This is a genomic window from Micromonospora sp. PTRAS2 (assembly GCF_054052245.1).
The window spans coordinates 309,278-331,779 of record NZ_JBSWBU010000004.1; the positions used below are offsets into that span (position 1 = coordinate 309,278).

The 22,502-nt window shown below is 75.4% G+C and carries 21 protein-coding genes; 11 read left to right on the forward strand and 10 right to left on the reverse strand.

From position 1 onward, the window contains the following. Positions 1-137: 137 nt before the first annotated feature. The 4 genes from ACVMYR_RS16385 to ACVMYR_RS16400 all read right to left on the reverse strand — a co-directional run bounded on the left by ACVMYR_RS16385 (position 138) and on the right by ACVMYR_RS16400 (position 3,126). Complete coding sequence (locus ACVMYR_RS16385) at positions 138-1,361, reverse strand: S8 family peptidase (RefSeq protein WP_077938933.1); 1,224 nt, start codon at positions 1,359-1,361, stop codon at positions 138-140. A 105-nt stretch (positions 1,362-1,466) separates the two neighbouring features. After that, a complete protein-coding gene (locus ACVMYR_RS16390; protein WP_077938934.1) occupies positions 1,467-2,243 on the reverse strand; it encodes a nucleotidyltransferase in 777 nt (258 codons plus the stop codon). 26 nt (positions 2,244-2,269) lie between these two features. Then, on the reverse strand, positions 2,270-2,758 hold the full coding sequence (locus ACVMYR_RS16395) for a roadblock/LC7 domain-containing protein (RefSeq protein ID WP_077938935.1): 489 nt from the start codon (positions 2,756-2,758) through the stop codon (positions 2,270-2,272). Further along, positions 2,755-3,126 (reverse strand): hypothetical protein, encoded by a 372-nt coding sequence (locus tag ACVMYR_RS16400; protein WP_043967064.1) that lies wholly within the window; start codon positions 3,124-3,126, stop codon positions 2,755-2,757. The genes ACVMYR_RS16395 and ACVMYR_RS16400 overlap by 4 nt, the downstream gene beginning before the upstream one ends. 479 nt (positions 3,127-3,605) lie before the next feature. Here ACVMYR_RS16400 and ACVMYR_RS16405 point away from each other — a divergent pair, with 479 nt between their 5' ends. From ACVMYR_RS16405 to npdG, 4 genes are all read left to right on the forward strand, one after another. After that, positions 3,606-3,809, forward strand: a complete 204-nt coding sequence (locus ACVMYR_RS16405; protein WP_036372683.1) for a hypothetical protein — start codon at positions 3,606-3,608, stop codon at positions 3,807-3,809. An 82-nt stretch (positions 3,810-3,891) separates the two neighbouring features. After that, positions 3,892-4,653 (forward strand): histone, encoded by a 762-nt coding sequence (locus tag ACVMYR_RS16410; protein ID WP_457122162.1) that lies wholly within the window; start codon positions 3,892-3,894, stop codon positions 4,651-4,653. A 131-nt stretch (positions 4,654-4,784) separates the two neighbouring features. Then, complete coding sequence (locus tag ACVMYR_RS16415; RefSeq protein WP_077938937.1) at positions 4,785-6,203, forward strand: RNB domain-containing ribonuclease; 1,419 nt, start codon at positions 4,785-4,787, stop codon at positions 6,201-6,203. A gap of 210 nt (positions 6,204-6,413) precedes the next feature. Continuing rightward, the gene (gene npdG / locus ACVMYR_RS16420; RefSeq protein ID WP_396787789.1) at positions 6,414-7,112 is read left to right on the forward strand and encodes an NADPH-dependent F420 reductase; all 699 of its coding nucleotides are present in this window, start codon (positions 6,414-6,416) and stop codon (positions 7,110-7,112) included. A gap of 225 nt (positions 7,113-7,337) precedes the next feature. Here the strand turns inward: npdG and ACVMYR_RS16425 are convergent, their stop codons facing one another. From ACVMYR_RS16425 to ACVMYR_RS16435, 3 genes are all read right to left on the reverse strand, one after another. Beyond that, a complete protein-coding gene (locus ACVMYR_RS16425) occupies positions 7,338-7,850 on the reverse strand; it encodes a hypothetical protein (RefSeq protein WP_457122163.1) in 513 nt (170 codons plus the stop codon). Positions 7,851-7,990: 140 nt separating this feature from the next. Next, the gene (gene panB / locus ACVMYR_RS16430) at positions 7,991-8,836 is read right to left on the reverse strand and encodes a 3-methyl-2-oxobutanoate hydroxymethyltransferase (RefSeq protein WP_077938939.1); all 846 of its coding nucleotides are present in this window, start codon (positions 8,834-8,836) and stop codon (positions 7,991-7,993) included. A gap of 158 nt (positions 8,837-8,994) precedes the next feature. After that, on the reverse strand, positions 8,995-10,785 hold the full coding sequence (locus tag ACVMYR_RS16435; protein WP_077938940.1) for an NAD+ synthase: 1,791 nt from the start codon (positions 10,783-10,785) through the stop codon (positions 8,995-8,997). Between the two features lie 224 nt (positions 10,786-11,009). Here ACVMYR_RS16435 and glnA point away from each other — a divergent pair, with 224 nt between their 5' ends. The 4 genes from glnA to ACVMYR_RS16455 all read left to right on the forward strand — a co-directional run bounded on the left by glnA (position 11,010) and on the right by ACVMYR_RS16455 (position 14,113). Then, a complete protein-coding gene (gene glnA, locus ACVMYR_RS16440) occupies positions 11,010-12,359 on the forward strand; it encodes a type I glutamate--ammonia ligase (RefSeq protein WP_043967078.1) in 1,350 nt (449 codons plus the stop codon). Between the two features lie 102 nt (positions 12,360-12,461). Further along, positions 12,462-12,887 carry a DUF350 domain-containing protein gene (locus ACVMYR_RS16445; RefSeq protein ID WP_077938941.1) on the forward strand — a complete coding sequence of 142 codons (426 nt, stop codon included), beginning with the start codon at positions 12,462-12,464 and terminating at the stop codon, positions 12,885-12,887. 34 nt (positions 12,888-12,921) lie between these two features. After that, the gene (locus ACVMYR_RS16450) at positions 12,922-13,614 is read left to right on the forward strand and encodes a helix-turn-helix transcriptional regulator (protein WP_457122164.1); all 693 of its coding nucleotides are present in this window, start codon (positions 12,922-12,924) and stop codon (positions 13,612-13,614) included. A gap of 121 nt (positions 13,615-13,735) precedes the next feature. Continuing rightward, positions 13,736-14,113, forward strand: coding sequence for a VOC family protein (locus ACVMYR_RS16455; RefSeq protein WP_043967083.1), 378 nt, complete (start codon positions 13,736-13,738; stop codon positions 14,111-14,113). Positions 14,114-14,317: 204 nt separating this feature from the next. On the opposite strand, the gene ACVMYR_RS16460 is transcribed toward ACVMYR_RS16455, so the two are convergent. Continuing rightward, positions 14,318-14,824 (reverse strand): hypothetical protein, encoded by a 507-nt coding sequence (locus ACVMYR_RS16460; protein WP_091275472.1) that lies wholly within the window; start codon positions 14,822-14,824, stop codon positions 14,318-14,320. Positions 14,825-15,011: 187 nt separating this feature from the next. Between ACVMYR_RS16460 and ACVMYR_RS16465 the strand changes: the two genes are divergently transcribed. Then, on the forward strand, positions 15,012-15,896 hold the full coding sequence (locus ACVMYR_RS16465) for a Vgb family protein (RefSeq protein ID WP_457122165.1): 885 nt from the start codon (positions 15,012-15,014) through the stop codon (positions 15,894-15,896). On the opposite strand, the gene ACVMYR_RS16470 is transcribed toward ACVMYR_RS16465, so the two are convergent. Then, positions 15,893-16,843, reverse strand: a complete 951-nt coding sequence (locus ACVMYR_RS16470; protein ID WP_457122166.1) for a S66 peptidase family protein — start codon at positions 16,841-16,843, stop codon at positions 15,893-15,895. The two genes, ACVMYR_RS16465 and ACVMYR_RS16470, sit on opposite strands and share 4 nt — an antisense overlap. Positions 16,844-16,966: 123 nt before the next feature. Between ACVMYR_RS16470 and ACVMYR_RS16475 the strand changes: the two genes are divergently transcribed. Both ACVMYR_RS16475 and ACVMYR_RS16480 read left to right on the forward strand, forming a co-directional pair. Beyond that, complete coding sequence (locus ACVMYR_RS16475; protein WP_457122167.1) at positions 16,967-17,734, forward strand: type 1 glutamine amidotransferase; 768 nt, start codon at positions 16,967-16,969, stop codon at positions 17,732-17,734. Between the two features lie 7 nt (positions 17,735-17,741). After that, positions 17,742-20,807 (forward strand): bifunctional [glutamine synthetase] adenylyltransferase/[glutamine synthetase]-adenylyl-L-tyrosine phosphorylase, encoded by a 3,066-nt coding sequence (locus ACVMYR_RS16480; protein ID WP_457122168.1) that lies wholly within the window; start codon positions 17,742-17,744, stop codon positions 20,805-20,807. Positions 20,808-20,878: 71 nt separating this feature from the next. On the opposite strand, the gene ACVMYR_RS16485 is transcribed toward ACVMYR_RS16480, so the two are convergent. Then, positions 20,879-22,465, reverse strand: a complete 1,587-nt coding sequence (locus ACVMYR_RS16485) for a hypothetical protein (protein ID WP_457122169.1) — start codon at positions 22,463-22,465, stop codon at positions 20,879-20,881. Between the last annotated feature and the right edge of the window lie 37 nt (positions 22,466-22,502).

Sequence of the window (22,502 nt, forward strand, 5' to 3'; positions counted from 1 at the left end):
TCTCCCGACCCGCGTTGCCGGTTACGCCCGTTTTAACGGATTAATGCGCGCTGTGGGGGCATGTCGTGATCCGTGCCCGGACACGGTGCGGCCCCGGAGCGATCGAGCGCTCCGGGGCCGCACCTGGGGGTGGGTGATCAGCTGGTGGGGGAGACGTACAGCAGGCGGTTCGGGGAACCGGTGCCGGGGCTGGTGACCACGCCGGCGGTGGCCGTGCTGGTCAGGTACGAGGCGACCTGGGCCGGGGTCCAGGTCGGGTTGTTGGACAGGACGCGGGCGGCGGCGCCGGCCACGTGCGGCGAGGCCATCGAGGTGCCGCTGATGGTGTTGGTCGCCGTGTTGCTGCTGTACCAGGCGGACAGCACGTCCACGCCCGGGGCGAAGATGTCCAGGCAGGTGCCGTAGTTGGAGAAGCTGGCGCGCGCGTCGTTGCTCTGCGTCGCCCCGACGGTGATCGCCGTGGGCACGGCGGCCGGCGAGGAGGTGCAGGCGTTGGCGTTGGAGTTGCCGGCGGCCACCGCGTAGGTGACCCCGTCGGCGATGGAGTTCGCCACGGCCGTGTCCAGCGACGAGTTCGCGCCGCCGCCGAGGCTCATGTTCGCCACCGCCGGCTGGCCGGCCTGGTGGTTGGAGGTCACCCAGTTGACGCCGCCGATGACGCCGGCGTTGGTGCCCCGGCCCCGGCAGTTGAGCACCCGCACGGCGACGAGCTTGACGTCCTTGGCCACGCCGTAGGTGGTGCCGCCGACGGTGCCGGAGACGTGCGTGCCGTGGCCGTTGCAGTCGGCGGCCGGCAGGGCGTTGTCGACCGCGTCGTACCCGTCGACGGCCTGGCCGCCGAAGTCGTTGTGGTTGATGTTGATGCCGGTGTCGATGATGTACGCCGTGACGCCGGTGCCGGCGCTGGTGTAGTTGTACGAGCTGCTCAGCGGCAGGGCGGCCTGGTCGGTGCGGTCCAGCCCCCACGGCGGGTTCGCCTGGGTGGTCTGGAGGCTGACCTCGTGGTTCTGCTCGACCCAGGCGACGGACGGGTGCGCCGCGAGGCGCTTCGCGGCGGCCTCGGACAGCCGCACCTCGAAGCCGTTGAGCGCCGCGCCGTACACCTGGGCGACGCTGCCGCCGAACCGCTTGGCCAGGCTGCCGGCGGAGCTGGCGACGGCGGCGGCCCGGGTGCCGGCCTTCCCGCCCACGGCGCTGTCCTTCAGGACCACGATGTAGCTGGAGGGAACGGCGGTGGCACCACCGGCGTGGCGGATCTCGCCGGTCGCGGGCGCTGCGGACACCGGGCTGCCGATCATCGTGGCGGCCAGCGCCGACGCGGTCAGCACGCCGAGGGTGGCGGCCTTGCGGGGGAGCGTCATCTATCGGTCTCCTCTGTCGTCGACCGCGTCAAGCTGCGGGTACGCGGTCTGAGATCGTGATGACAGGCTATCGATAGATCCACAGTGAGCTATATATCGAATGGGTCATAGCATCGCGCGTATCTCGTCGCGTACTCCCCGCTGGAACGCGCGGGCCGCCACGCCGCCCGGTGGCGGGCCGCCGCCCCGGGCCGCGATCGCCCGCTCGATCAGGCCGGCCGCCGGGTGCCCCCGCCCGACCAGCCGCCGCCCCGCCGCCACCTTCGGCAGCCAGTCGCCGTCGCGGCAGCGCACCAGCGCGCGGCACGCGCCGAGCACCGCGTCCTCGGCGCCGGCGGCCGGCTCGTCGCCCGGCGGGGTCGGCAGCGCCAACCACCAGGTCAGCGCGTCCACCAGCAGCCGGCGCAGGTCGGCCGGCGTCAGGTCGGCGAACGCCTCCCCGGCCGGCGGCCCGAGCAGGGCCGACCCGCCGGCGTGCAGGATGCTGCGGTCCAGCCCGTACCAGAACCGGCCGTCGGCGGCCGGCCGCTCGTCGCCGGACCAGGTCACCCGGGGCGGCATCCGGGCGCCCGTGTTCAGCTCCACCTCGAAGCCCGGCTCCGGGGTGCCCGACCGGGCCACGTCCCGGCGGTAGACGACCAGCTCCAGCCCGCGCGCCGGGCAGGGCAGCGCCTCGTGCCGCAGCCGGGCGACCAGCTCCCGCTTGCGTCCGGCGGGCAGGGTCCGCGCGCACAGCAACGCCACGTCCACGTCGCTGCGCCCCGGCTGGTACGCGCCGAGCGCCACCGACCCGGCCGCGTACGCGCCGGCGAGGTCCTCGCCGAGCACCTCGCCGGCCGCGGTGACCAACTCCGTCAGGTAGCGCTCCACCTCCGTGTCCACCGTCGCATTGTGGCGGTCCGGCCCGCTCAGGGGCGGTCCCGCTCCAGCAGGGCGGCGAGCCGCTCGGCCGTCGACGGCGCGTGCAGGTGCAACCGGGCCACGTTGATGCTGTCCTGACCCACCACGGCGAGCAGCGCCTGCGGGCTGACGGCGTAGACGCTCAGGTAGCCGCGGTCGTTGCGGACGGTGGACTGCTGGAACTCGCCCTGGCCCAGCCGCAGCCCCACCTGCCGGCCCAGGCCGTACGTGGTCGCGGCGAGCGCGGCCAGGTCGTTCGGGTCGACGTCGGTCTGCATGTTGTGGGTGATGAGCAGGCCGTCCACGCCGCCGAGGACGCAGCCGTGCACGCCGGGGATCTGCAACCGCAGGTCGGCCAGCTCCTGCCCGATCGCCGAGTACGGCAGCGCGGGGTTGCCCGCCAGTGAGGGCGGGAACGACCGGGGCGCCGGCAGGTCCCCCGGCTGCCGCGCGGTGCGCCGGGGCAGGACGGTTCCGGTGCTGTCGACCACGCTCACAGCTCCAGGCTCTCCTCGATGACGCGCAGCTGGTGGCGGGCCATCGCCAGGTTGGCCCGGCTCTTGCTCACCATCAGGTACAGGAACAGGCCCTTGCCGGTCCGGCTGGTGACCGGCCGGATCAGGTGGTACTGCGAGCCGAGGGTGATGAGGATGTCCTCGATCTCGTCGTTCAGGTTCAGCATCTCGATGGTGCGCAGCTTGGCGCGGACCACGTCCGTGTTGCCGGCGGCGGCGACCGTCAGGTCGATCTCCCCGGTGCCGCCGGCGACGCCGAGCGTCATCCCGCTGTTGTAGTCGACCAGTGCGGCGCCGATCGCGCCATCGATGTTCATCGCGCTCTTGAGCGCGACGTCAAGGTTCGCCACGGTGTTGTCCCCCAGGTCGGGCGCGCGGGCGTCGCCTGTGCGTTGCCGTGGGTCACCTGTCGGTGACAGGGGCGCCGCGCCGCGCAGAAGGTTTCGCAGAGGCTCGCACACGGCGCGGCGGGGCGCACCCGCAAGCAGGCGTATCGACCTGAGCGGAGGGGCGTGCCGGCTCGCCGGTCCCGTAAGTGGGACCCGGTGACGGATGGCCCGTTCTCGTCCAGGCTGATATGAAGCCCCCCAGGGTGGGTGGTAGGGGACGGGAGCGCCCTTACCGACCGCCGCGCGGTCTCCGCCGACACCGCGCCGGCCGCGCCGTCGTGGCGGCCGTCCCGGCGGGGCCCCGCGACGGCGCGGACTCCCGGTCGGCGGGTTCCGCCATTCCGGCCCGGAGGCCGGTCGGCGCGTCTACTGTGGAAGACGTCGGCGACTATTTGCCTGAACCGGTGGCGGCCGGGCGGTGCGCGGTGCACAGTGATCCCATGAGCGACAGCGGAAGTGGTGGGCACTACTACTGGTGCACGCGACACCACCGGGTCGAGACCGAGGCCGACGTCTGCGCGGCGCGGCACGTGCTCGGGCCGTACGCCTCGGCGGCCGACGCGGAGAACGCCCTGCAACAGGTGCGGGAGCGCAACGACGCGTGGGACGCCGAGGACGCCCGTTGGGCCGGGGAGGACAGATAAACGGCGCGGGACGGCCCGCGTCGAGGAACTCCGTGCCCCGAGAGGAGGCACGCGAGCGCATGTCCCCAAGGAGGGAACCACGATGGCCGAAGCACAAAAGGCCACCACCCGCCCGGCCGCCCAACGTACGACCGCGAAGAAGACCGCCGCGGCCGGACGGGCCACGGGCTCGACCCGGGCCGCCACCACGGCGACCCGGCGGTCGACCGTGACCAAGGCGTCCCCGAACGCCTCCGGCGCCGGGGCCGGCCGGGTGCCGGCGAAGAAGGCGGTCGCGAAGAAGGCCGCCGCGACGAAGGTGGCGACCAGCAGGACCCCGGTCGGCAGCAGGACCGCGGCGAAGAAGGCACCCGCGACGCGGACGGCGGCGAAGAAGGCCCCGGCCGCCAAGACCACGACCGCCAGGAAGACCACCGCCGCGAAGACCACCGCCACCAAGACCGCGAGGAGCGCCACCGGCGCGGCGGCGACCAAGCGGACGACGGCGGCGACAAAGAAGGCGTCCCCGGCGGCGAAGCGCACGACCACGACGGCGGCGAAGCGCACGACCACGGCGGCGAAGCGGACGACCACGACGGCCAAGCGCGCCGGCGCGACGGCGGCGAAGCGCACGACGGCGGCGGCGAAGAAGGCGCCCACGGCGGCGAAGCGCACGGCCGCAGCCGCGAAGAAGGCCCCGGCGGCGAAGAAGACCACGGCCCGGAAGACCACGGTCGCGAAGAAGGCCCCGGCCGCCAAGAAGACCACGGCACGGAAGACCACGTCGTCCCGGTCCACCGCCACCCGCACGGCCACCGCCAGGAAGGCCCCGGCGAGGAAGTCGACGCCCTCCCGTAACCCCTGATCCCGCCCACCCCGCCCCGTCGACCAGGAGGTTCGCGCCGAAGGCCCGCCGGCCGGCGACGTGAACCTCTTGGCCGACCCCGCGGTGCGGGGCGCCGCGGTGCGGTGGGTGGGGGGTGTCAGGATGGGGCCGTGGTGATCCGACGCGTCCTCGCGCCCCGCATCGACTTCGGTGCGCTGCGCCGCGAGCTGGAACTGCCCGAGCGGTTCCCGCCCGCGGCGCAGCGCGAGGCCGAGGAGGCCGCCGCCGCGCCGCCCCGGCCCGACGTCGACCGCACCGACGTCCCGTTCGTCACCGTCGACCCGGCCACCTCACGGGACCTCGACCAGGCGATGCACCTCGCCCGCCGCCGGAGTGGCGGCTTCCGGGTCCGGTACGCCATCGCCGACGTCGCCGCCCACGTGCGCCCCGGCGGCGCGCTGGAGGAGGAGACCTGGCGGCGCGGGCAGACCGTCTACCTGCCCGACGGCAACGTCCCCCTGCACCCGGAGACGCTCAGCGAGGGCGCGGCCAGCCTGCTGCCCGACCAGGACCGGGCGGCCGTGGTGTGGACGATCGACCTCGACGCCGACGGCGGCACGGTCGCCGTCGCGCTGGAACGCGCCCTGGTGCGCAGCCGCGCGAAGCTGGACTACGTCGGCGTCCAGGCCGCCGCCGACGCCGGTCGGCTGCCCGAGCCGATCGCCCTGCTCCCCGAGCTCGGCGCGCTGCTCACCGCGCGCGGCCTGCGCCGGGGGGCGGTCAACCTGCCGCTGCCCGAGCAGGACGTCGAACCGGACGGCGACGGCTGGCGGCTGGTGCTGCGCGGCCCCGTCCCGATGGAGGAGCACAACGCACAGATCTCCCTGCTCACCGGGATGGCCGCCGCCGACATCATGCTCGCCGGCGGGATCGGCCTGCTGCGGACGATGCCGCCGCCGAGGCCGGAGGCGGTGGCCCGGCTGCGCACCGCCGCCGCCCCGCTGGGCGTGCACTGGCCCGACGGCGTCGGCGTCGGTGAGGTGCTGGCCGGGCTGGACGCCTCCGAGCCCCGGGCCGCCGCGTTCGTCGACCAGGCGGCCGAGCTGATGCGCGGTGCCGCGTACACGGCGTTCGACGGCGCGCCGCCCGAGCAGCCGGCACACGGCGGGGTCGCCGCCGCGTACGCCCACGTCACGGCCCCGCTGCGCCGGCTGGCCGACCGGTACGCCACCGAGGTCTGCCTGGCCCTGCACGCCGACCGGCCGGTGCCCGACTGGGCCCGCGCGGCGCTGCCCAGGCTGCCGCAGGTGATGGCCGCGACCGACCGGACGGCCGGCGCGGCGACCCGGGGCGCCGTCGAGCTGGCCGAGGCGGTGCTGCTGGCGCACCGGGTCGGCGAGACCTTCGACGCGGCGGCGCTGGAGGTGGACGAGCCGAGGCCGGGCCGGCAGCCCGGCGGCACGGTGGCGCTGGACGCCCCGCCGGTGCGGGCCCGCTGCACGGGGGCGCTGCCGCTGGGCGAGCGGGTCCGGGTCCGGCTGGTCACCGCCGACCCGGCCACCCGGAAGGTCCTGTTCGCACTGACCTGACGGCCGGCCCGCGAGTACGCGCCGCACAGCCGCAGCCCGCCCAGCCGCAGCCCGCGCCGCGCAGCCCGCGCCGCAGTCCGCGCAGCCGGCACCGGCGGGACGGCGTCCGGCCGGCCCGCCGCAGCACCCGCCGGAGCCGGCCCGGCGCTGGTCGCTGCGGCTGCGCGCCCGGCGCTGCTGCCGGCCCGCCTGGTTTGCGAGGATGGGCCCATGGCATACGACGCGAGCACGCTGCCCGACGTGTCCGGGCTGACCGTCGGCATCATCGGCGGCACCGGCGACCAGGGCCGGGGCCTGGCCTACCGCTTCGCCCGCGCCGGGCAGTCCGTGCTGATCGGCTCCCGGTCGGCCGAGCGCGCCGCCGAGGCCGCCGCCGAGATCGCCGCCCTGCGGGGCGTGCCGGCCGACGCCGAGGTGGCGGGCGCGGGCAACGAGGAGGTCGCGCGGCGCAGCGACGTGGTCGTGATCGCGGTGCCGTGGGACGGGCACGCGGCGACCGTCGCCGCCCTGGCCGGGCCGCTCGCCGGCAAGATCGTCGTCGACTGCGTCAACCCGCTCGGCTTCGACCGGCAGGGCCCGTACGCGCTGACCGTGCCCGAGGGCAGCGCCGTCCAGCAGGCCGCCGCCCTGCTGCCCGACTCGCGGGTCTGCGCGGCGTTCAACCACGTCAGCGCCCCGCTGCTGGCCGACCCGGAGGTGGACCGGATCGACCTCGACGTGCTGATCTGCACCGAGGACCGCGAGCTGGTGGACGTCGTCGGCGCGCTCGCCGCCCGGATCCCCGGCATGCGGGGCATCTACGCCGGCCGGCTGCGCAATGCCCACCAGATCGAGGCGTTCACGGCCAACCTGATCGCCATCAACAAGCGTTACAAGGCCCACGCCGGCCTCCGCGTCACCGACCTCTGAGCGACGACGGCCCGCCCCGGGCCCGGCGTCTGCCCGACAGGTCGGGCGGACGGGTTGAGCGGACGGGTCGGGCCGCGCGATGTCGGCGACATGGCGGTATCCGGGCGGTTGGGATACCGCCATGTCGCCGACGTGGAGTCGATCACCACCTGTGGGACGGGCTGCCGCGCCGGGGCGGCACCGCGGCGGTAGCAGGCCGCCGGCACACCCAGTTCGGCGCTCGGGTCAGAGGTTCGGGTCGACGCCGACCTTCTTGCAGGCGGCGTTGGCCTTCGCGCCGGCCTTCTCCAGGGCGGCGCTGTCCTCGGCCGCGGCCTCGACGTCCGCGGCGTTCGCGATCCTGCGGGCCTCCGCGCCGACTGCGGCCAGCGCGCTGGCGACCTCGCTGCCGGAGCCGCCCGTCGCGGGCGCGACCTCCGACATCTCGGTGAACGCCTTCTTCATCGCCGCCGCCGGGTCCCCGCCGTCCACGACGGCCTTCATCAGCGCCTTCTTCGAGTCGTCCGCGACCTTCTTCGCGGTCTCGCAGAGCTTCTTGTCGGCGGCCGGGTCGGCGGAGGCGGGGGCGGCGGACGTCGGGGCGGCCGCGCCGGTGGTCGGGGCGGCGGCAGCGGTGGTAGCAGCGGCGGCGGCCGAGGTGGGCGCGGCCGTCGGGGCCGGCTCCTCCCCGCCGCACGCCGCGAGCGCCAGCACGGAGACGCAGGTCAGGACAATGGTTGAGATACGAACATGATCCACGAGCGGGTACCTTAGCCGCTGCGTCCGCTGGCCGGACGCCCGCGTCACCACCCGCGGCTGTCACCGCCGTCGGCGCGGGCCGCCGGGGCGCTGCCGGTGGACGACGCGAGGCGCGCCGCCCACCGCAGCCCCCGGACGTGTCAGAAGGTGTGCTCGGCGGCCGGGAACCCGCCGCCCCGGACCTCGTCGGCGAACCGCCGGGTCGCCTCGGTCAACGCCCCGGCCAGGTCGGCGTAGCGCTTCACGAACCGGGGGGCCTTGCCGGTGCGCAGGCCGGCCATGTCCTGCCAGACCAGCACCTGCGCGTCGGTGTCCGGCCCGGCGCCGATGCCGACCGTCGGGATCGCCAGTTCCCCGGTGATGCGCTTGGCCACCTCGCCCGGCACCATCTCCAGCACCACCGCGAACGCGCCCGCCTCGGCCACCGCGAGGGCGTCGGCGAACACCTCGTCGGCCGTGTCGCCGCGCCCCTGCACCCGGTATCCGCCGAGGGTGTGCTCGCTCTGCGGGGTGAAGCCGACGTGCGCCATCACCGGGATGCCGGCCCCGACGATCGCGGCGACCTGGTCGGCGCAGCGCCGGCCGCCCTCCAGCTTCACCGCGTGGCAGCCGCCCTCCTTCATGAACCGCACGGCGGTGCGCAGCGCCTGCGTCGGCCCCTCCTCGTACGAGCCGAACGGCAGGTCGCCGACGACCAGCGCCTGCTTCGTCGCCCGCACCACCGCCCGCACCAGCGGCAGCAGCTCCTCGGTGGTCACCGGCAGCGTCGTCTCGTAGCCGAAGACGTTGTTCGCCGCCGAGTCGCCGACCAGCAGCGCCGGGATCCCGGCGGCGTCGAAGATCGACGCCGTGTACTGGTCGTACGAGGTGAGCATCGACCACTTCTCGCCGCGCTCCTTGGCGGCGAGCAGGTCGCGGGTGCGCACCCGCCGGGTGGCCGGGCCGCCGTAGAGGGCGGTCACCTCGGTCGGGGTGGACTCCACCATGACTGTCTCCTTCCTCGAGGCCGCGTGCGCGGTCCCCGGGTTCCGTCGCAAGCGTCGCACCGCGCGACGGTCGACGGCAGGAGGCAGTGGAGGATTTCACTCCCCGGCGGGACCGGGCGCGCCCCGCCGAGCGGCGACGCCCCCGGCCCCGGCCGGGCTCAGCCGTCCTCGCGCCAGCGGTTGGTGATCGGCAGCCGCCGGTCCCGTCCGAACGCCTTCATCGAGATCTTCGTGCCGGGGGCCGACTGCCGCCGCTTGTATTCCGCGGTGTCCACCATCCGCAGCACCCGGTCGACGACCGCCGGGTCGTGCCCCGACTCGACGAGCCCCGTGCGGCCCAGGTCGCCGTCGACGTACCCGATCAGGATCGGGTCGAGCACGTCATAGTCCGGCAGCGTGTCGCTGTCGAGCTGGCCGGGGCTCAGCTCGGCGCTCGGCGGCTTGCCGATCGAGTTCTCCGGGATCGGCGGGGTCTCGCCCCGGCGGGTGGCGTCGGCGTTGCGCCACTTCGCCAGCCGCCAGATCAGCGTCTTCCACACGTCCTTGACCGGGTTGAAGCCGCCGACCGAGTCGCCGTAGAGGGTGGAGTAGCCCACCGCCAGCTCGCTCTTGTTGCCGGTGGTGAGGACCAGGTGGCCCTCCTGGTTCGACAGCGCCATCAGGATCACCCCGCGCACCCGGGCCTGGAGGTTCTCCACCGTCACCCCGGACAGCGACATGTTCGCCAGGAACGTGTCCACCATCGGCTGGATCGGCTCGACCCGGTAGTCCAGGCCGGTGCGCTTGGCCAGGTCCTCCGCGTCGGCCCGCGAGTGCTCCGACGAGTGCCGGCTGGGCAGCGAGACGCCGACCACCCGGTCCGGGCCGAGCGCGTCGACCGCGAGGGCCGCCACGACCGCCGAGTCGATGCCGCCGGAGAGCCCCAGCACCACCGACGGGAACCGGTTCTTGTCGACGTAGTCGCGCAGGCCCAGCACCAGCGCCTGCCACACCTCCGCCTCGTCGGCCACCGGCTCGATGATCCCGCCCACCGCCGCCGGGCCGCCGGGTGCCGGCGGGACGTCGCCGACCGCGGCCCGCACGATCCGCATGCCCGCGGCCAGCTCGCCGCCGGCCGGCGCCGCCCCGCCGGCCATGGCCGCGTCGCCGCCGCGACCCTCGGCCGCCGGCAGCTCGACGTCGTGCACGAGCAGGTGCTCGACGAACTGGGGGGCGCGGGCCAGCAGCGTCCCGTCCGCGCCGACGATCAGCGAGTCGCCCTCGAAGACCAGCTCGTCCTGGCCGCCGACCATGTTGACGTACGCCACGGCGGCACCGGCCTCGGCGGCCCGGCGGCGCACCAGCGGCAGCCGGATGTCGTCCTTGTTCAGCTCGTACGGCGAGCCGTTGATCGTGACGACCAGGCCGACGCCGGCCTGCCGGGCCGCCGCGAACGGGCCCCCGGCCTGCCACATGTCCTCGCAGATGGTCAGGGCGACGTCCACCCCGCCGACGCGGACCACCGTCAGCGCGTCGCCCGGGACGAAGTAGCGGTCCTCGTCGAACACCCCGTAGTTGGGCAGGTGGTGCTTGAAGTAGGTGGCCACCACCTCGCCGCCGTGCAGCACCGCCGCGGCGTTGCGGGCCCCCCGGCCCGGCTCGGCGTCGGAGCTGACCTGCGGCGGGCCGTCGGCGTCGAGGTACCCGACCACCACCGGCACCCCGCCCAGGCCGTCGGCGGCCAGGTCGGCGGCGAGGCGGCGCAGCGCGGCCTGCGACGCGGCGACGAAGGACCGGCGGAACACCAGGTCCTCGACCGGGTACCCGGTGAGCACCATCTCCGGGAACAGGACGAGCTGGGCGCCGGCGTCGGCGGCCGTGCGGGTCCACCGGCGGACCAGGCCGGCGTTGCCGGCGAGGTCGCCGACGCTCGGGTTGACCTGGGACAGGGCGAGACGCAGGGTGGGCATGTCCACATCTTGCCCCAGCCGACCGGCGCCGACACGGCCGCGGCGCGGAGACGGCGGCCACTCGCGCGGCGACGCCCGGCAGCCCGGCGGGGGTCCGTCCGCCAGGGGGCGGGACACGACAGGACGCGGTCCGGGCCGGTCGCGTAACGTCTGCGTAAAGGAGCCGGTGGAGACTGGGCGGCCAGGCCCCACCGGTGGTGGAGACAGTGGCACGAGGGGTGGAAGTGGACCGTCAGCAGGAGTTCGTCCTCCGTACGCTGGAAGAGCGGGACATCCGGTTCGTCCGGCTGTGGTTCACCGACGTGCTGGGCACGCTCAAGAGCGTGTCGGTGGCCCCCGCCGAGCTGGAGGCCGCGTTCGAGGAGGGCATCGGGTTCGACGGCTCGGCGATCGAGGGCTTCGCCCGGGTCTTCGAGTCCGACATGGTGGCCATGCCCGACCCGACCACCTTCCAGGTGTTCCCCTTCGAGGGCGGGGTCAGCGGCGAGAGCGCCCGGATGTTCTGCGACATCCTGCTGCCCGACGGTGGCCCGTCCTGGGCCGACCCCCGGCACGTGCTGCGCCGGATGCTGTCCAAGGCCGCCGAGAAGGGCTTCACCTTCTACACCCACCCCGAGATCGAGTTCTTCCTGCTGGAGAACGGCCCGCAGGACGGCTCGGTGCCGACCCCTGTCGACACGGGCGGCTACTTCGAGCACACCACCCACGCCGTGGCGCGGGACTTCCGCCGCCAGGCCGTGCTGGCCCTGGAACGCATCGGCATCTCGGTGGAGTTCAGCCACCACGAGGTCGCCCCCGGCCAGCAGGAGATCGACCTGCGGTACGCGGACGCGCTGACCACCGCCGACAACATCATGACCTTCCGGCACGTGGTCAAGGAGGTCGCGCTCTCCACCGGCGTGCAGGCCAGCTTCATGCCGAAGCCGTTCACCGACCAGCCGGGCAGCGGCATGCACACCCACCTGTCGCTGTTCGAGGGCGAGCGCAACGCGTTCCACGACGGCGGCGACCCGATGAAGCTGTCGAAGGTGGCGAAGTCGTTCATCGCCGGGCTGCTCACCCACGCCCGGGAATACACGGCGGTCACCAACCAGTGGGTCAACTCCTACAAGCGGCTGTTCCCGCAGGCGCTGCCCGACCGGATCACCGAGAGCCCCGCGTACGTCTGCTGGGGTCACCTCAACCGGTCGGCGCTGGTCCGCGTCCCGGCCTACGGCAAGCCGAACTCGGCCCGGGTGGAGGTCCGCTCGCTGGACTCGGCGACGAACCCCTACCTGGCGTTCGCGGTGCTGCTCGGCGCCGGCCTCAAGGGCATCGAGGAGGGCTACGAGCTGCCCCCGGGCGCCGAGGACGACGTCTGGTCGCTGAGCAGCGCCGAGCGCAAGGCGATGGGCTACGAGGCGCTGCCGGAGAACCTGGCCGAGGCGATCGACGTGATGGCCGGCTCGGAACTGGTCGCGGAGGTGCTCGGCGAGCACGTCTTCGACTTCTTCCTGCGCAACAAGCGGGCCGAGTGGGAGCAGTACCGCCGCGAGGTCACCCCCTACGAGCGGCAGCGCTACCTGTCGCTCTAGGCGCCGCAGGCCGGCGGTCTGTCGGGGAGTTGCGGCGGGCCGCTATCGTCTCGATCACCGCGCCGGCACCCCCGCCGGGCGGCAGGTGGTGGGAGGCAGTCGGTGCTGGAGGACCTGCTCAGCGGAGCATGGCAGAGCGTCGTGTTCGGGGTCGTCGGGGTGGGGCTGATGGCGGCCGGCTTCGGCCTGGTCGACCTGCTCACCCCCGGGAGGCTGCGCGAGCTGATCTGGGTGCGGCGCAACGGCAACGCGGCGTTGCTGCTCGCCGCGAACCAGCTCGGCATCGCCGGCATCGTGTTCACCGCGATCCTGACCAGCTACAGCGACTTCGCGAAGGGCCTGGCGTCCACGGTCGTCTTCGGGCTGATCGGCCTGCTGATCATGGCGCTGGCGTTCTTCGTGCTCGACCTGCTGACCCCCGGTCGGCTGGGCGAGATCATCTGCTCCGACGAGCCGCACCCGGCGGCCCGGGTCAGCGCCGCCACCCACTTCGGGGCCGCGCTGATCGTCTGCGCCTGCATCGCCTGAGCGGCCTGTCACACCCGGCGGCTAGCTTCGCGGGGTGAACCGCACCGACCGCCTCTACGCCCTGGTGGAGGAGCTGCGGGCGGTGTCGCCCCGGCCGCGCAGCGCCCGCTGGCTCGCCGGCCGCTTCGAGGTCAGCTCCCGCACCATCGAGCGCGACATCGCCGCGTTGCAGCAGGCCGGGGTGCCGATCTGGGCCGAGCCGGGCCGCACCGGCGGCTACGTGGTCGACCGCGCGCACACCCTGCCGCCGGTGAACCTCACCGCCGTGGAGGCGGTGGCGATGGCCGTCGCGCTGCACCGCCTCGACGGCGGCCCGTTCGCCGAGGCGGGCGCGACGGCCCTGCGCAAGCTGCTCGCCGTCATGCCGCCGGCCGACGCCGCCGAGGCCCGCCGGCTCGCCGGGCGGGTGCACCTGGTCGGGGGCGGGCCGGCCGCGCCCGTCCCGGCCGCCGTCGCCGGGGCGGTCACCGCCGCCCGGGTCCTGCGCATCGGGTACGCGGACCGGGCCGGCGCCGCCACCGAGCGCACCGTGGAGCCGCTGGGCTTCCTCGGCAACCCCTGGCACTGGTATCTGCTGGCCTGGTGCCGGCTGCGCGACGGCCCGCGCGCGTTCCGCCTTGACCGGATCTCCTCGGAGACCGTGCTGGCCGAGCCGGTGACCCGGGAGCTGCACCCCGACGTGCTGGACATCCCGCGCCAGGTCGTCCGCCAGCTCACCCTCGCCTGAACCGCGCCGCGCCCCCGCCCGATCCCGTCGGAAACACCGACAGGACGCTGTCGCGGCGCGGGGCGAGGCTGGGTCCCGCGACGCCGGTCGACCGGCCGGCGCGACGTACGGGAGGCAGTCCATGACCACGACCAACGCGATCACCTGGTTCGAGATCGGCACCGACCGGCCGGACGAGGCCGAGCGCTTCTACGGCGAGCTGTTCGGCTGGGAGTTCGCCGAGCAGGGCGCGCCGGGCCGGTCGTACCGGGTGACCGGCGGTGGGGCGGGCGGCGAGGGGATCGGCGGGGCGATCCGCGCCTCCGACGGCAGCACGCCGAACTACGCGATCTTCTACGCGCAGGTGGCGGACGTGGCCGACGCCGTCCGGCGGGCGGAGACGGCCGGCGGCCGGGTGCTGGTGCCCACGTTCACCGCGCCGAGCGGGCTCACCTTCGCCCACCTGCTCGACCCGTCGGGCAACCACTTCGGCGTCTTCACGCCGCCCCCGGGGCGGTGAACGCCGCCTTGCGCGGGCGGTGAACGCCGCCTTGCGCGGGCGGTGAACGCCGCCTTGCGCGGGCGGTGAACGCCGCCTTGCGCGGGCGGTGAACGCCGCCTTGCGCGGGCGGTGAGCGCCGCGCGCCATGACGCCGACATGGCGGGGTCGGAGTGCTCCGAACCCCGCCACGTCGGCGACCTGGTGTTGCTCAGGTGCGCGGCGTCACTCGCCGGCCGGGCCGCCGTGGCCCCGGCCCCAGCCGCCGGGGAAGCCGCCCCCGCCGGGGAAGACGCCGGCCTCGACGGCCTTGGTGATGGCGTCGGCCTGCTCCTGGGTGAGCTTGCCGTCCTTGACGGCCTGGGCCAGCCGCTCCTTCAGCGCGGCCTGCCGGTCGGCGGCGTCGGGGCGCTCACCACGCTCGCCGACCTTGCCCCGCTCGCCGAGCTTGCCCAGCCCCGGACGGTCGGCCTTGTGCTGCTCCCGGACCTTCTCCAGGGCGGCGGTCACCTTGTCGGTGGAGACGCCCAGCTCCTTGGCGAGCGCCTCGGCGAACTCCGACTGCCGCTCGGCCCGCTTCTCCTGCCGATCGGTGTGCTCGCTGCTGCTGGCGCTCGGCGACGGAGTGCCCTCCTCGGCGAACGCGATGGTCGGCGCCGCGATCCCCACGCCGAGCACGCCGGCCGCCGCGAGGCCGGCCAGCACGTGCTTCTTCGACATCTTGCGGGACATCCTGTGTCCTCCAGATTCGTTGCTCGGATGCGATGACGTCACCGACAGTGACGGATCTAGCTGGGCCGGAGCCGTGGCGACCCTGTCAGCGAGCTGAAAATCGGGCATTTGGGGGCGGACAAACCGGTTGCCGGGGGACACCGGGCACGGCAGGGTGGCCCGTAACCCACAGAGAGGCGGGACGCCCGTGCCGCAGCCCACCATCCGCGAGACCGCCCTGCCCGACCCGGACTGCGGGCCGTACGGGATCGCCGCCGGCCCCGACGGCGCGCTCTGGGCGACGCTGGTCCACTCCGGCGGCATCGCCCGGGTGAGCGCCGACGGCACCGTGCGGGTCCACCCCGGCGACCCGGCGAGCCGGCCCCTCGTCGTCACCGCCGGCCCCGACGGCGCGCTCTGGTTCACCCGCTCCGGCGACGACCGGCTCGGCCGGATCACCACCGCCGGGGCGGCGACCTCCGTCGCGCTGCCGGCCGGCACCGGCCCCGGCGGCATCGCCGCTGGCCCCGACGGAGCCCTCTGGTACGCGGGGATGAGCAACGACACCGTCGGCCGGGTCGACGTCGACGGCGCCCACACGGCGTACCCGCTGCCGGCCTCCGGCGGGTTCCCGTCGATGATCACGGCGGGGCCCGACGAGGCCCTCTGGTTCACCCTCCACCAGGCCAACGCCGTCGGCCGGATCGCCTGCGACGGCGAGGTGGCCCTGCACCCGCTGCCCACCGCCGCCGCCGGCCCGGTCGGCATCACCCTCGGCGTCGACGGGGCGCTGTGGTTCGTCGAGATCGCCGCCGGTCAGCTCGGCCGGATCACCACCGACGGGCGGATCGAGGAGTTCCCGCTGCCCGACCGCGCCGCCCGCCCGCACGCGATCGTGGCCGACGCGGCCGGCGGTTGCTGGTTCACCGAGTGGGCGGCCAACCGCATCGGCCACGTCACGGCCGCCGGCCGCGTCGACGCGTACGACCTGCCCACCCCCGGCTCGGAGCCGCACGGCCTGGCGGTCCTGCCCGACGGCACGGTCCACGCCGCCCTGGAGTCGGGCGCGATCGCCCACCTCACCCCGGCCTAGCGGACGGCGGGGGCGGCGGTCAGGGTGCCGGCGGTGGCATCGAGGGTGGCCTCCGTGCCGACGGGGACGGTGAGCTGGCCGTGGCCGTGGCCGATCGGCAGGCCGCCGAGGACCGGCACACCGAGGTCGCCGAGGCGGTCGGTCAGCACGTCGGCGACCGTGGTGTCCCAGCCGTCCGCGCAGTCGGTGAACTGGCCTACGGCCACCCCGGCCAGGCCGTCCAGCGCCCCGGCCCGGCGCAGCTGGGTGAGCATCCGGTCGACCTTGTACGGGGGCTCCTGCACGTCCTCGACGAGCAGGACCGCCCCCGTCAGGTCCGGCATGTCGGCGGTGCCGAGGGTGGCGGCGAGCAGGCACAGGTTGCCGCCGAGCAGCGTGCCCGTGGCGCGACCGGGCACCCGTACCCCGAAGGTCTCCTCGCCGGGGACGGCGGCGACGGTGACCGGCGCGGTGGTCATCAGCGCGGCGTGCAGCGACTCGGCGGAGCGCAGCGGGGTGCGCTCGTCCCGCCAGGCCGCCCCGGGGCCGTGCACGCCGGCCAGCCGCGCGCCCCGCCACAGGGCGAGCTGGAGCGCGGTGATGTCGGAGAAGCCGGCCACCACCTTCGGGTCCCGGCGCACCGCCGCCATGTCGAGGGCGTCCACGACGCGTTGCGCGCCGTAGCCGCCCCGGGTGCAGATCACCCCGCGCACCTGCGGGTCGGCGAACGCGGCGTTCAGGTCGGCGGCGCGCAGCTCGTCCGCGCCGGCCAGGTAACCCCGCCGGGCGTACGCGTGCGGGGCCGGCACCGGCCGCAGCCCCCAGCCGGTGAGCAGCTCCACGCCCCGGGCCACCCGCTCCGGCCGGGTCGGCCCGGACGGCGACACCAGCAGCACCGTGTCGCCGGGGCGCAGGGCCGGTGGACGCAGCACGGCGGCCGGGCGCGGCACGACGTCGTCGGCGGTCACAGCCGCAGAGCCTAGCCGCCGGCCGGCTCCCCGCAGCGGGCACTCCTGCACGGACCGGACGCGGCCGGCGCGCGGGCCGAGGCGTTCCGGGCGGCGGTCGACGCACCCGATAGCCTCGACGGCGTGGGAACCGCGCTGGTGATCGAGAACGACCCGACCGACGACCCCCGCCGCCTGGGGGAGTGGCTGGTGGAGGGGGGCCTGGAGCTGCACGTGCTGCGCCCGCACGCCGGCGACGACCTCCCCGACGACCTCGACGGGTACGTCGCGCTGGTGGTGCTCGGCGGCGACCAGCACGCCTACCCGACACCCGACGGCACCCCCGGCGCCGCCTGGTTCGGCAAGCTGGAGGGGCTGCTGCGCAAGGCCGTCCGGCACCGGGTGCCCACTCTCGGCGTGTGCCTCGGCGCGCAGCTGCTCGCCACCGCCCACGCCGGCCTGGTCGAGCGCAGCCCGTCCGGGCCCGAGGTCGGCCCGGCCGTCGTCGGCCGGCGGGACGCCGCCGAGACCGACCCGCTGTTCCGGTACGTGCCGCTGATCCCCGACGTGCTCCAGTGGCACACCGACGAGATCACCGAGCTGCCGCACGGGGCGACGCTGCTGGCCGCGTCCACCCGCTACCCGCACCAGGCGTTCCGGCTCGGCGACCGGGCCTGGGGCCTGCAGTTCCACATCGAGTGCGACACCGCGATGATCGCCGACTGGGCGACCGGCTCCGTCCTGCTCGACGAGCTGGGCTACGACCCCGAGCTGGTGGTCGCCGCCTGCGACCGGGTGATGGCCGACGTCGAGGAGGTGTGGCAGCCGTTCGCGATCCGGTTCGCCGCCCTCGCCCTCGGCGAGCTGGGCGACGACAGCGTCCGGCGTCCCCTGCCGCTGCTGGGGCACTGAGGCGATGATGAGCAGACCCGCGCGGGGCCGGCTCGCCCGCTACGGCTTCGGCACCGACGACGGCTCCCGCGCCGCCGACCTGCTCGGCCCGGCCGGGCTCGACCTGTGGCACCCGCAGGAGCAGGAGCCGGTCGACGACCGGGCCGCCGAGCTGCTGGCCGCGCTGTCCCGGGCCGCCGACCCAGACCTGGCCCTGCGCCAGCTGCACCGCCTCGTCGAGGCCGAGCGCCGCACCACCGGGGGCACCGCCACGCCCGCCACCAACGGCAGCGGTGCGGGCGGTGCCGGCGACCGGGCCGCCGGCTCGGCCGTGCTGGACGCCCTGCACGCCGACCCGGGGCTGCGCCGCCGGCTGGTCGCCGTGCTCGGCGCGTCCTCGGCCCTCGGCGACCACCTGGTGGCCAACCCCCACCAGTGGCCGGTGCTCGCCACCGCCCCCGACGGGCTCGCCCCCGCCGCCGAGGGCCGGCTCGACCTGGCCGCCGCCGCCCGCCTCACCCCGTCCACCCAGCCGGTGGCGGTGCTGCGGCAGGCGTACCGGCTGGCCCTGCTGCGCATCGCGGCGGCCGACCTGACCGGCGGCCGGGCCCTGGAGCAGACCATGGCCGCGCTGTCCGCGCTGGCCGACGCCACCCTCGCGGCGGCGTACGACATCGCGGTGGGCGAGCTGCCCGAGGGCACCGCCGTGCCGCGCCTCGCCGTGGTCGCGATGGGCAAGTGCGGCGGCGGCGAGCTCAACTACGTCTCCGACGTCGACGTGATCTTCGTCTGCGCCGACGACGACGAGCTGCCGGCGGCCACCACGATCGCCACCCGGCTGATCCACGTCTGCGGGCTGGTCGCCTGGCCCGTCGACGCGGCGCTGCGCCCCGAGGGCAACCGGGGCCCGCTGGTGCGCACCCTCGCCAGCCACCTGGCCTACTACCGGCGCTGGGCGCGCACCTGGGAGTTCCAGGCACTGCTCAAGGCCCGCCCGGCGGCCGGTGACCTGGCGCTGTGCCAGGAGTGGATCGACCAGCTCGCCCCGCTGGTGTGGACCGCCGCCGAGCGGCCCGAGGCCGTCGACGACGTCCGGTCGATGCGCCGGAAGATCATCGACAACATCCCGCCGAAGGAGCTGGAACGCGAGATCAAACGCGGCCCCGGCGGGCTGCGCGACATCGAGTTCGCCGTCCAGCTGCTGCAACTGGTGCACGGCCGCGGCGACGAGACGCTGCGCGTACCCGGGACGATCCCCGCCCTGCGCGCCCTCGTCGCCGGCGGCTACGTGGGCCGCGCCGACGGGGAGGCGCTGCTGCGCGGCTACCGCTTCCTGCGCGGCGTCGAGCACCGGCTCCAGCTCCAGGGCCTGCGCCGCACCCACACCGTGCCGACCGAACCGGCCGCGCTGCGCTGGCTCGCCGCCGCCCTCGGCTACGCGGCCACGCCGGGCCGCAGCGCCGTCGAGGAGTTCCGCGCCGAGTGGGTCACCCACGCCACCGAGGTACGCCGGCTGCACGCCAAGCTGCTCTACCGGCCCCTGCTGGAGTCCGTGGCCCGCGTCCCCGCCGACGGGCTGCGGCTCACCCCCGAGGCGGCCCGGCACCGGCTGGAGATCCTCGGCTTCGCCGACCCGGCCGGGGCGCTGCGGCACCTCCAGGCCCTCACCGGCGGGGTGAGCCGCACCGCCGCCATCCAGCGCACCCTGCTGCCGGTGCTGCTCAGCGAGTTCGCCGACGCCCCCGAGCCCGACCGGGGGCTGCTCAACTACCGGCAGGTCTCCGACTCCCTCGGCAGCACCCCCTGGTATCTGCGGCTGCTGCGCGACTCCGGCCCGGTGGCCCGCCGGCTGGCCCGCGTCCTGTCCTCCTCCCGGTACGCGGCCGACCTGCTCGCCCGCGAGCCGGAGGCGCTGCGGCTGCTCGCCGAGGAGAACGAGCTGACCCCCCGCCCGCGCGCCGTCCTCTGCGAGGGCTTCGCCGCCGCGGCGGCCCGGCACGCCGACGACCCCGTCGAGGCGACCCGGGCGGTACGCGCGCTGCGCCGCCGGGAACTGGTCCGCATCGCCTGCGCCGACATGCTGAGCCGCGCCGGGTCGCTGGCCCCCACCCCCACCTCCGCCCGGGACGCGCTCGGCCTCGCCGACGTCACCGCCGTCGGCACCGCCCTGTCCGACGTCACCGACGCCACCCTCGCCGCCGCGCTGCGCGCCGCCCGGGCCGCCCAGCCGGCCCTGCCCGGCCTGCGGTTCGCGGTGATCGGCATGGGCCGGCTCGGCGGGTACGAGTCCAACTACCTCTCCGACGCCGACGTGCTCTTCGTCTACGACCCGCCCGCCGGGGCGGACGAGGGCGCGGCCAGCTCCGCCGCCCACGCCATCGCCGAGGAGCTGCGTCGGCTGCTGTCCGCCCCCGCCCCCGACCCGGCGCTCGGCGTCGACGCCGACCTGCGCCCCGAGGGCCGGCAGGGACCCCTCGTGCGCAGCCTCGCCGCCTACGCCCAGTACTACGCCCGCTGGTCGAAGGTGTGGGAGGCGCAGGCGCTGCTGCGCGCCCGGTTCGTCTGCGGCGACGCCGACCTGGGGGCCGAGTTCGAGGCGATGGTCGACCCGGTCCGCTACCCCGCCGACGGGCTCACCCGGGAGCAGATCGTCGAGATCCGCCGGATCAAGGCGCGGGTGGAGACCGAGCGGCTGCCCCGGGGCGCCGACCCGGCCACCCACACCAAGCTGGGCCGGGGCGGGCTCGCCGACGTCGAGTGGGCGGTGCAGCTGCTCCAGCTCCGGCACGCCGGCCGACTGCCGGAGCTGCGCGGCACGCGTACCCTCGACGCGCTCGCGGCGGCGGCCGACGCGGACCTGGTCGACCCGGCGGACGCCACCGCGATGGCCGCCGGCTGGACTCTCGCCGCGCAGGTCCGCAACGCGCTGATGCTGGTGCGGGGCCGCTCCGGCGACCAGCTGCCCCGGCACGGCGTGGAACTGGCCGGGGTGGTGCGGCTGCTCGGCCGCGACGACCCGGGCGAGTTCCTCGACGAATACCTGCGCACCGCCCGCCGCTCCCGCGCGGCGATGGAACGCGTCCTCGACGCCTGAGGTGCAAGGAAGGGCCCCTTCTTATCACTTTCTGCATAGCAGGGGCCCCCTCTTAACCGCGTCGAACCGCGTCAACCGGTCAGCGTGAAGGTCCCGGGTCCTGGCGGATGCGCAAGCGTCCACCCGTCCGCCGGCCGCAGCGTGACGCCGGCGGTGGTCCGCAGCCACCGGCTGTACCTCACCCTGATCAACACCTGTTCGTCCGACCTGGTGGTGAAGGTGACGGTTGACGCCGTCTGGCCGACGAGAGTGGCCGGTTGTCCGACGAGAGGCTGGGCCTCGGTGAAGGCGAACAGGCGCCAGTGCGCGTCCTGCCAGACCGGCCGGAGATAGGGCAGGCCGTCGGTGACGAGCTGAGCCTCCGGCCGGCCGACCCAGGACAGCGGGGCGTCCGGGACGGCCACGTACTGGACGGCGTTGTCGGCCAGCCAGTCCCGGTAAGTGGCCGCCGTCAGCGGCACGCCCGTCCCCTCCGCGCCGGGCACCTGGCCGAAGAAGAGGGGATTGCGGTCGACGTCCGCCTGCCGCAGCCAGCCCCGCGCCAGCGGCACGTCGCCCAGGAGGGCCGCCTCCCAGTAGTTCCGGGTCGGCGGCACCTCGACCCGGCCGGTGAGCCCCCGCCGCGCCAGTTCGGCACGCAGCGGCGCGAAGTAGGCCGGATCGCTGGTCGGATCCCCGACGCTGCGCAGGTCGGCCGGCACCACCGGGGGCTGCCACCAGCAGACGGCGGCCAGCAGCACGGCCAGGGCGACGCCGGCCACGCCGCCCCGGCGCAGTCCCGGCGGCACCCGCCGGGCCGCCGGACCGGGCAGGCGGGCGGCCGCCGCGAGCAGGGGCAGCGCGAACATCACCGCCAGCCGGGTCGCGTTCAGCCCGACGGGCGTGTGCACGACGGAGGCGATCAGCACCCCGCCCGCCGACAGCAGGGCGCCCACCCGGACCGGCCGGTACGCCACGAGCGCGGCCACCAGCAGGCTGGCGAGCACCGCCCGCACCGTGTCGGTGCGGCTGATGTTCATCCAGCCGCCCTCGCCGAACAACAACCCGGTGACCGCCAGGGGAACGGCCGCGCCGACGCCCAGCAGCAGGCCGTCGCCGCGGCGGCGGGTGAGCAGCAGCGCGGCCCCGGCGAGCCCGACGAACAGGCCGGCGACCGGGCTGGTCGCCGACGCCACGAGCGCTGCGGCGACGGCCAGCCCGACACGTAGCCGTCGCCGGCCAGGGGACACGCTCGTCGGCATGGTGAGGGCCAGCAGCGCGGCCAGCCCGAACGCCACGCCGAGGCCGTAGGTGACCCGGCCGGAGACGAGGTTTCCGGCGATGGTGAGCACCCCGACCAGACTCCCGAGCAGGGGGCGGGAAACGCCGGTGCGCACCAGCAGAGCCGCGAAGGCCGCCGCCGAGGCCACCAACGCGAGGGCGCCGGTGACCTGCACCCCGAGGACCGCCATCACCGGCGGCGAGACCAGGCTGTAGCCGAGCGGGTGGATGCCGCCGTACCACCGGAGGTCGACCAGGGCGGCACCGTGCGCGGCGAAGAAGTCGGCCCGGGCCACCTGGGCGGACAGGTCCGAGCCCATTCCCGGCAGCAGCAGGTACGCCACGCCCAGGGCCGCCGCCGACGCGGCGGCAACCGCCACCACCCGACTGCGACGCATGCCCACCTCCGTACCGCGACCACCGTACTGGCAGCAT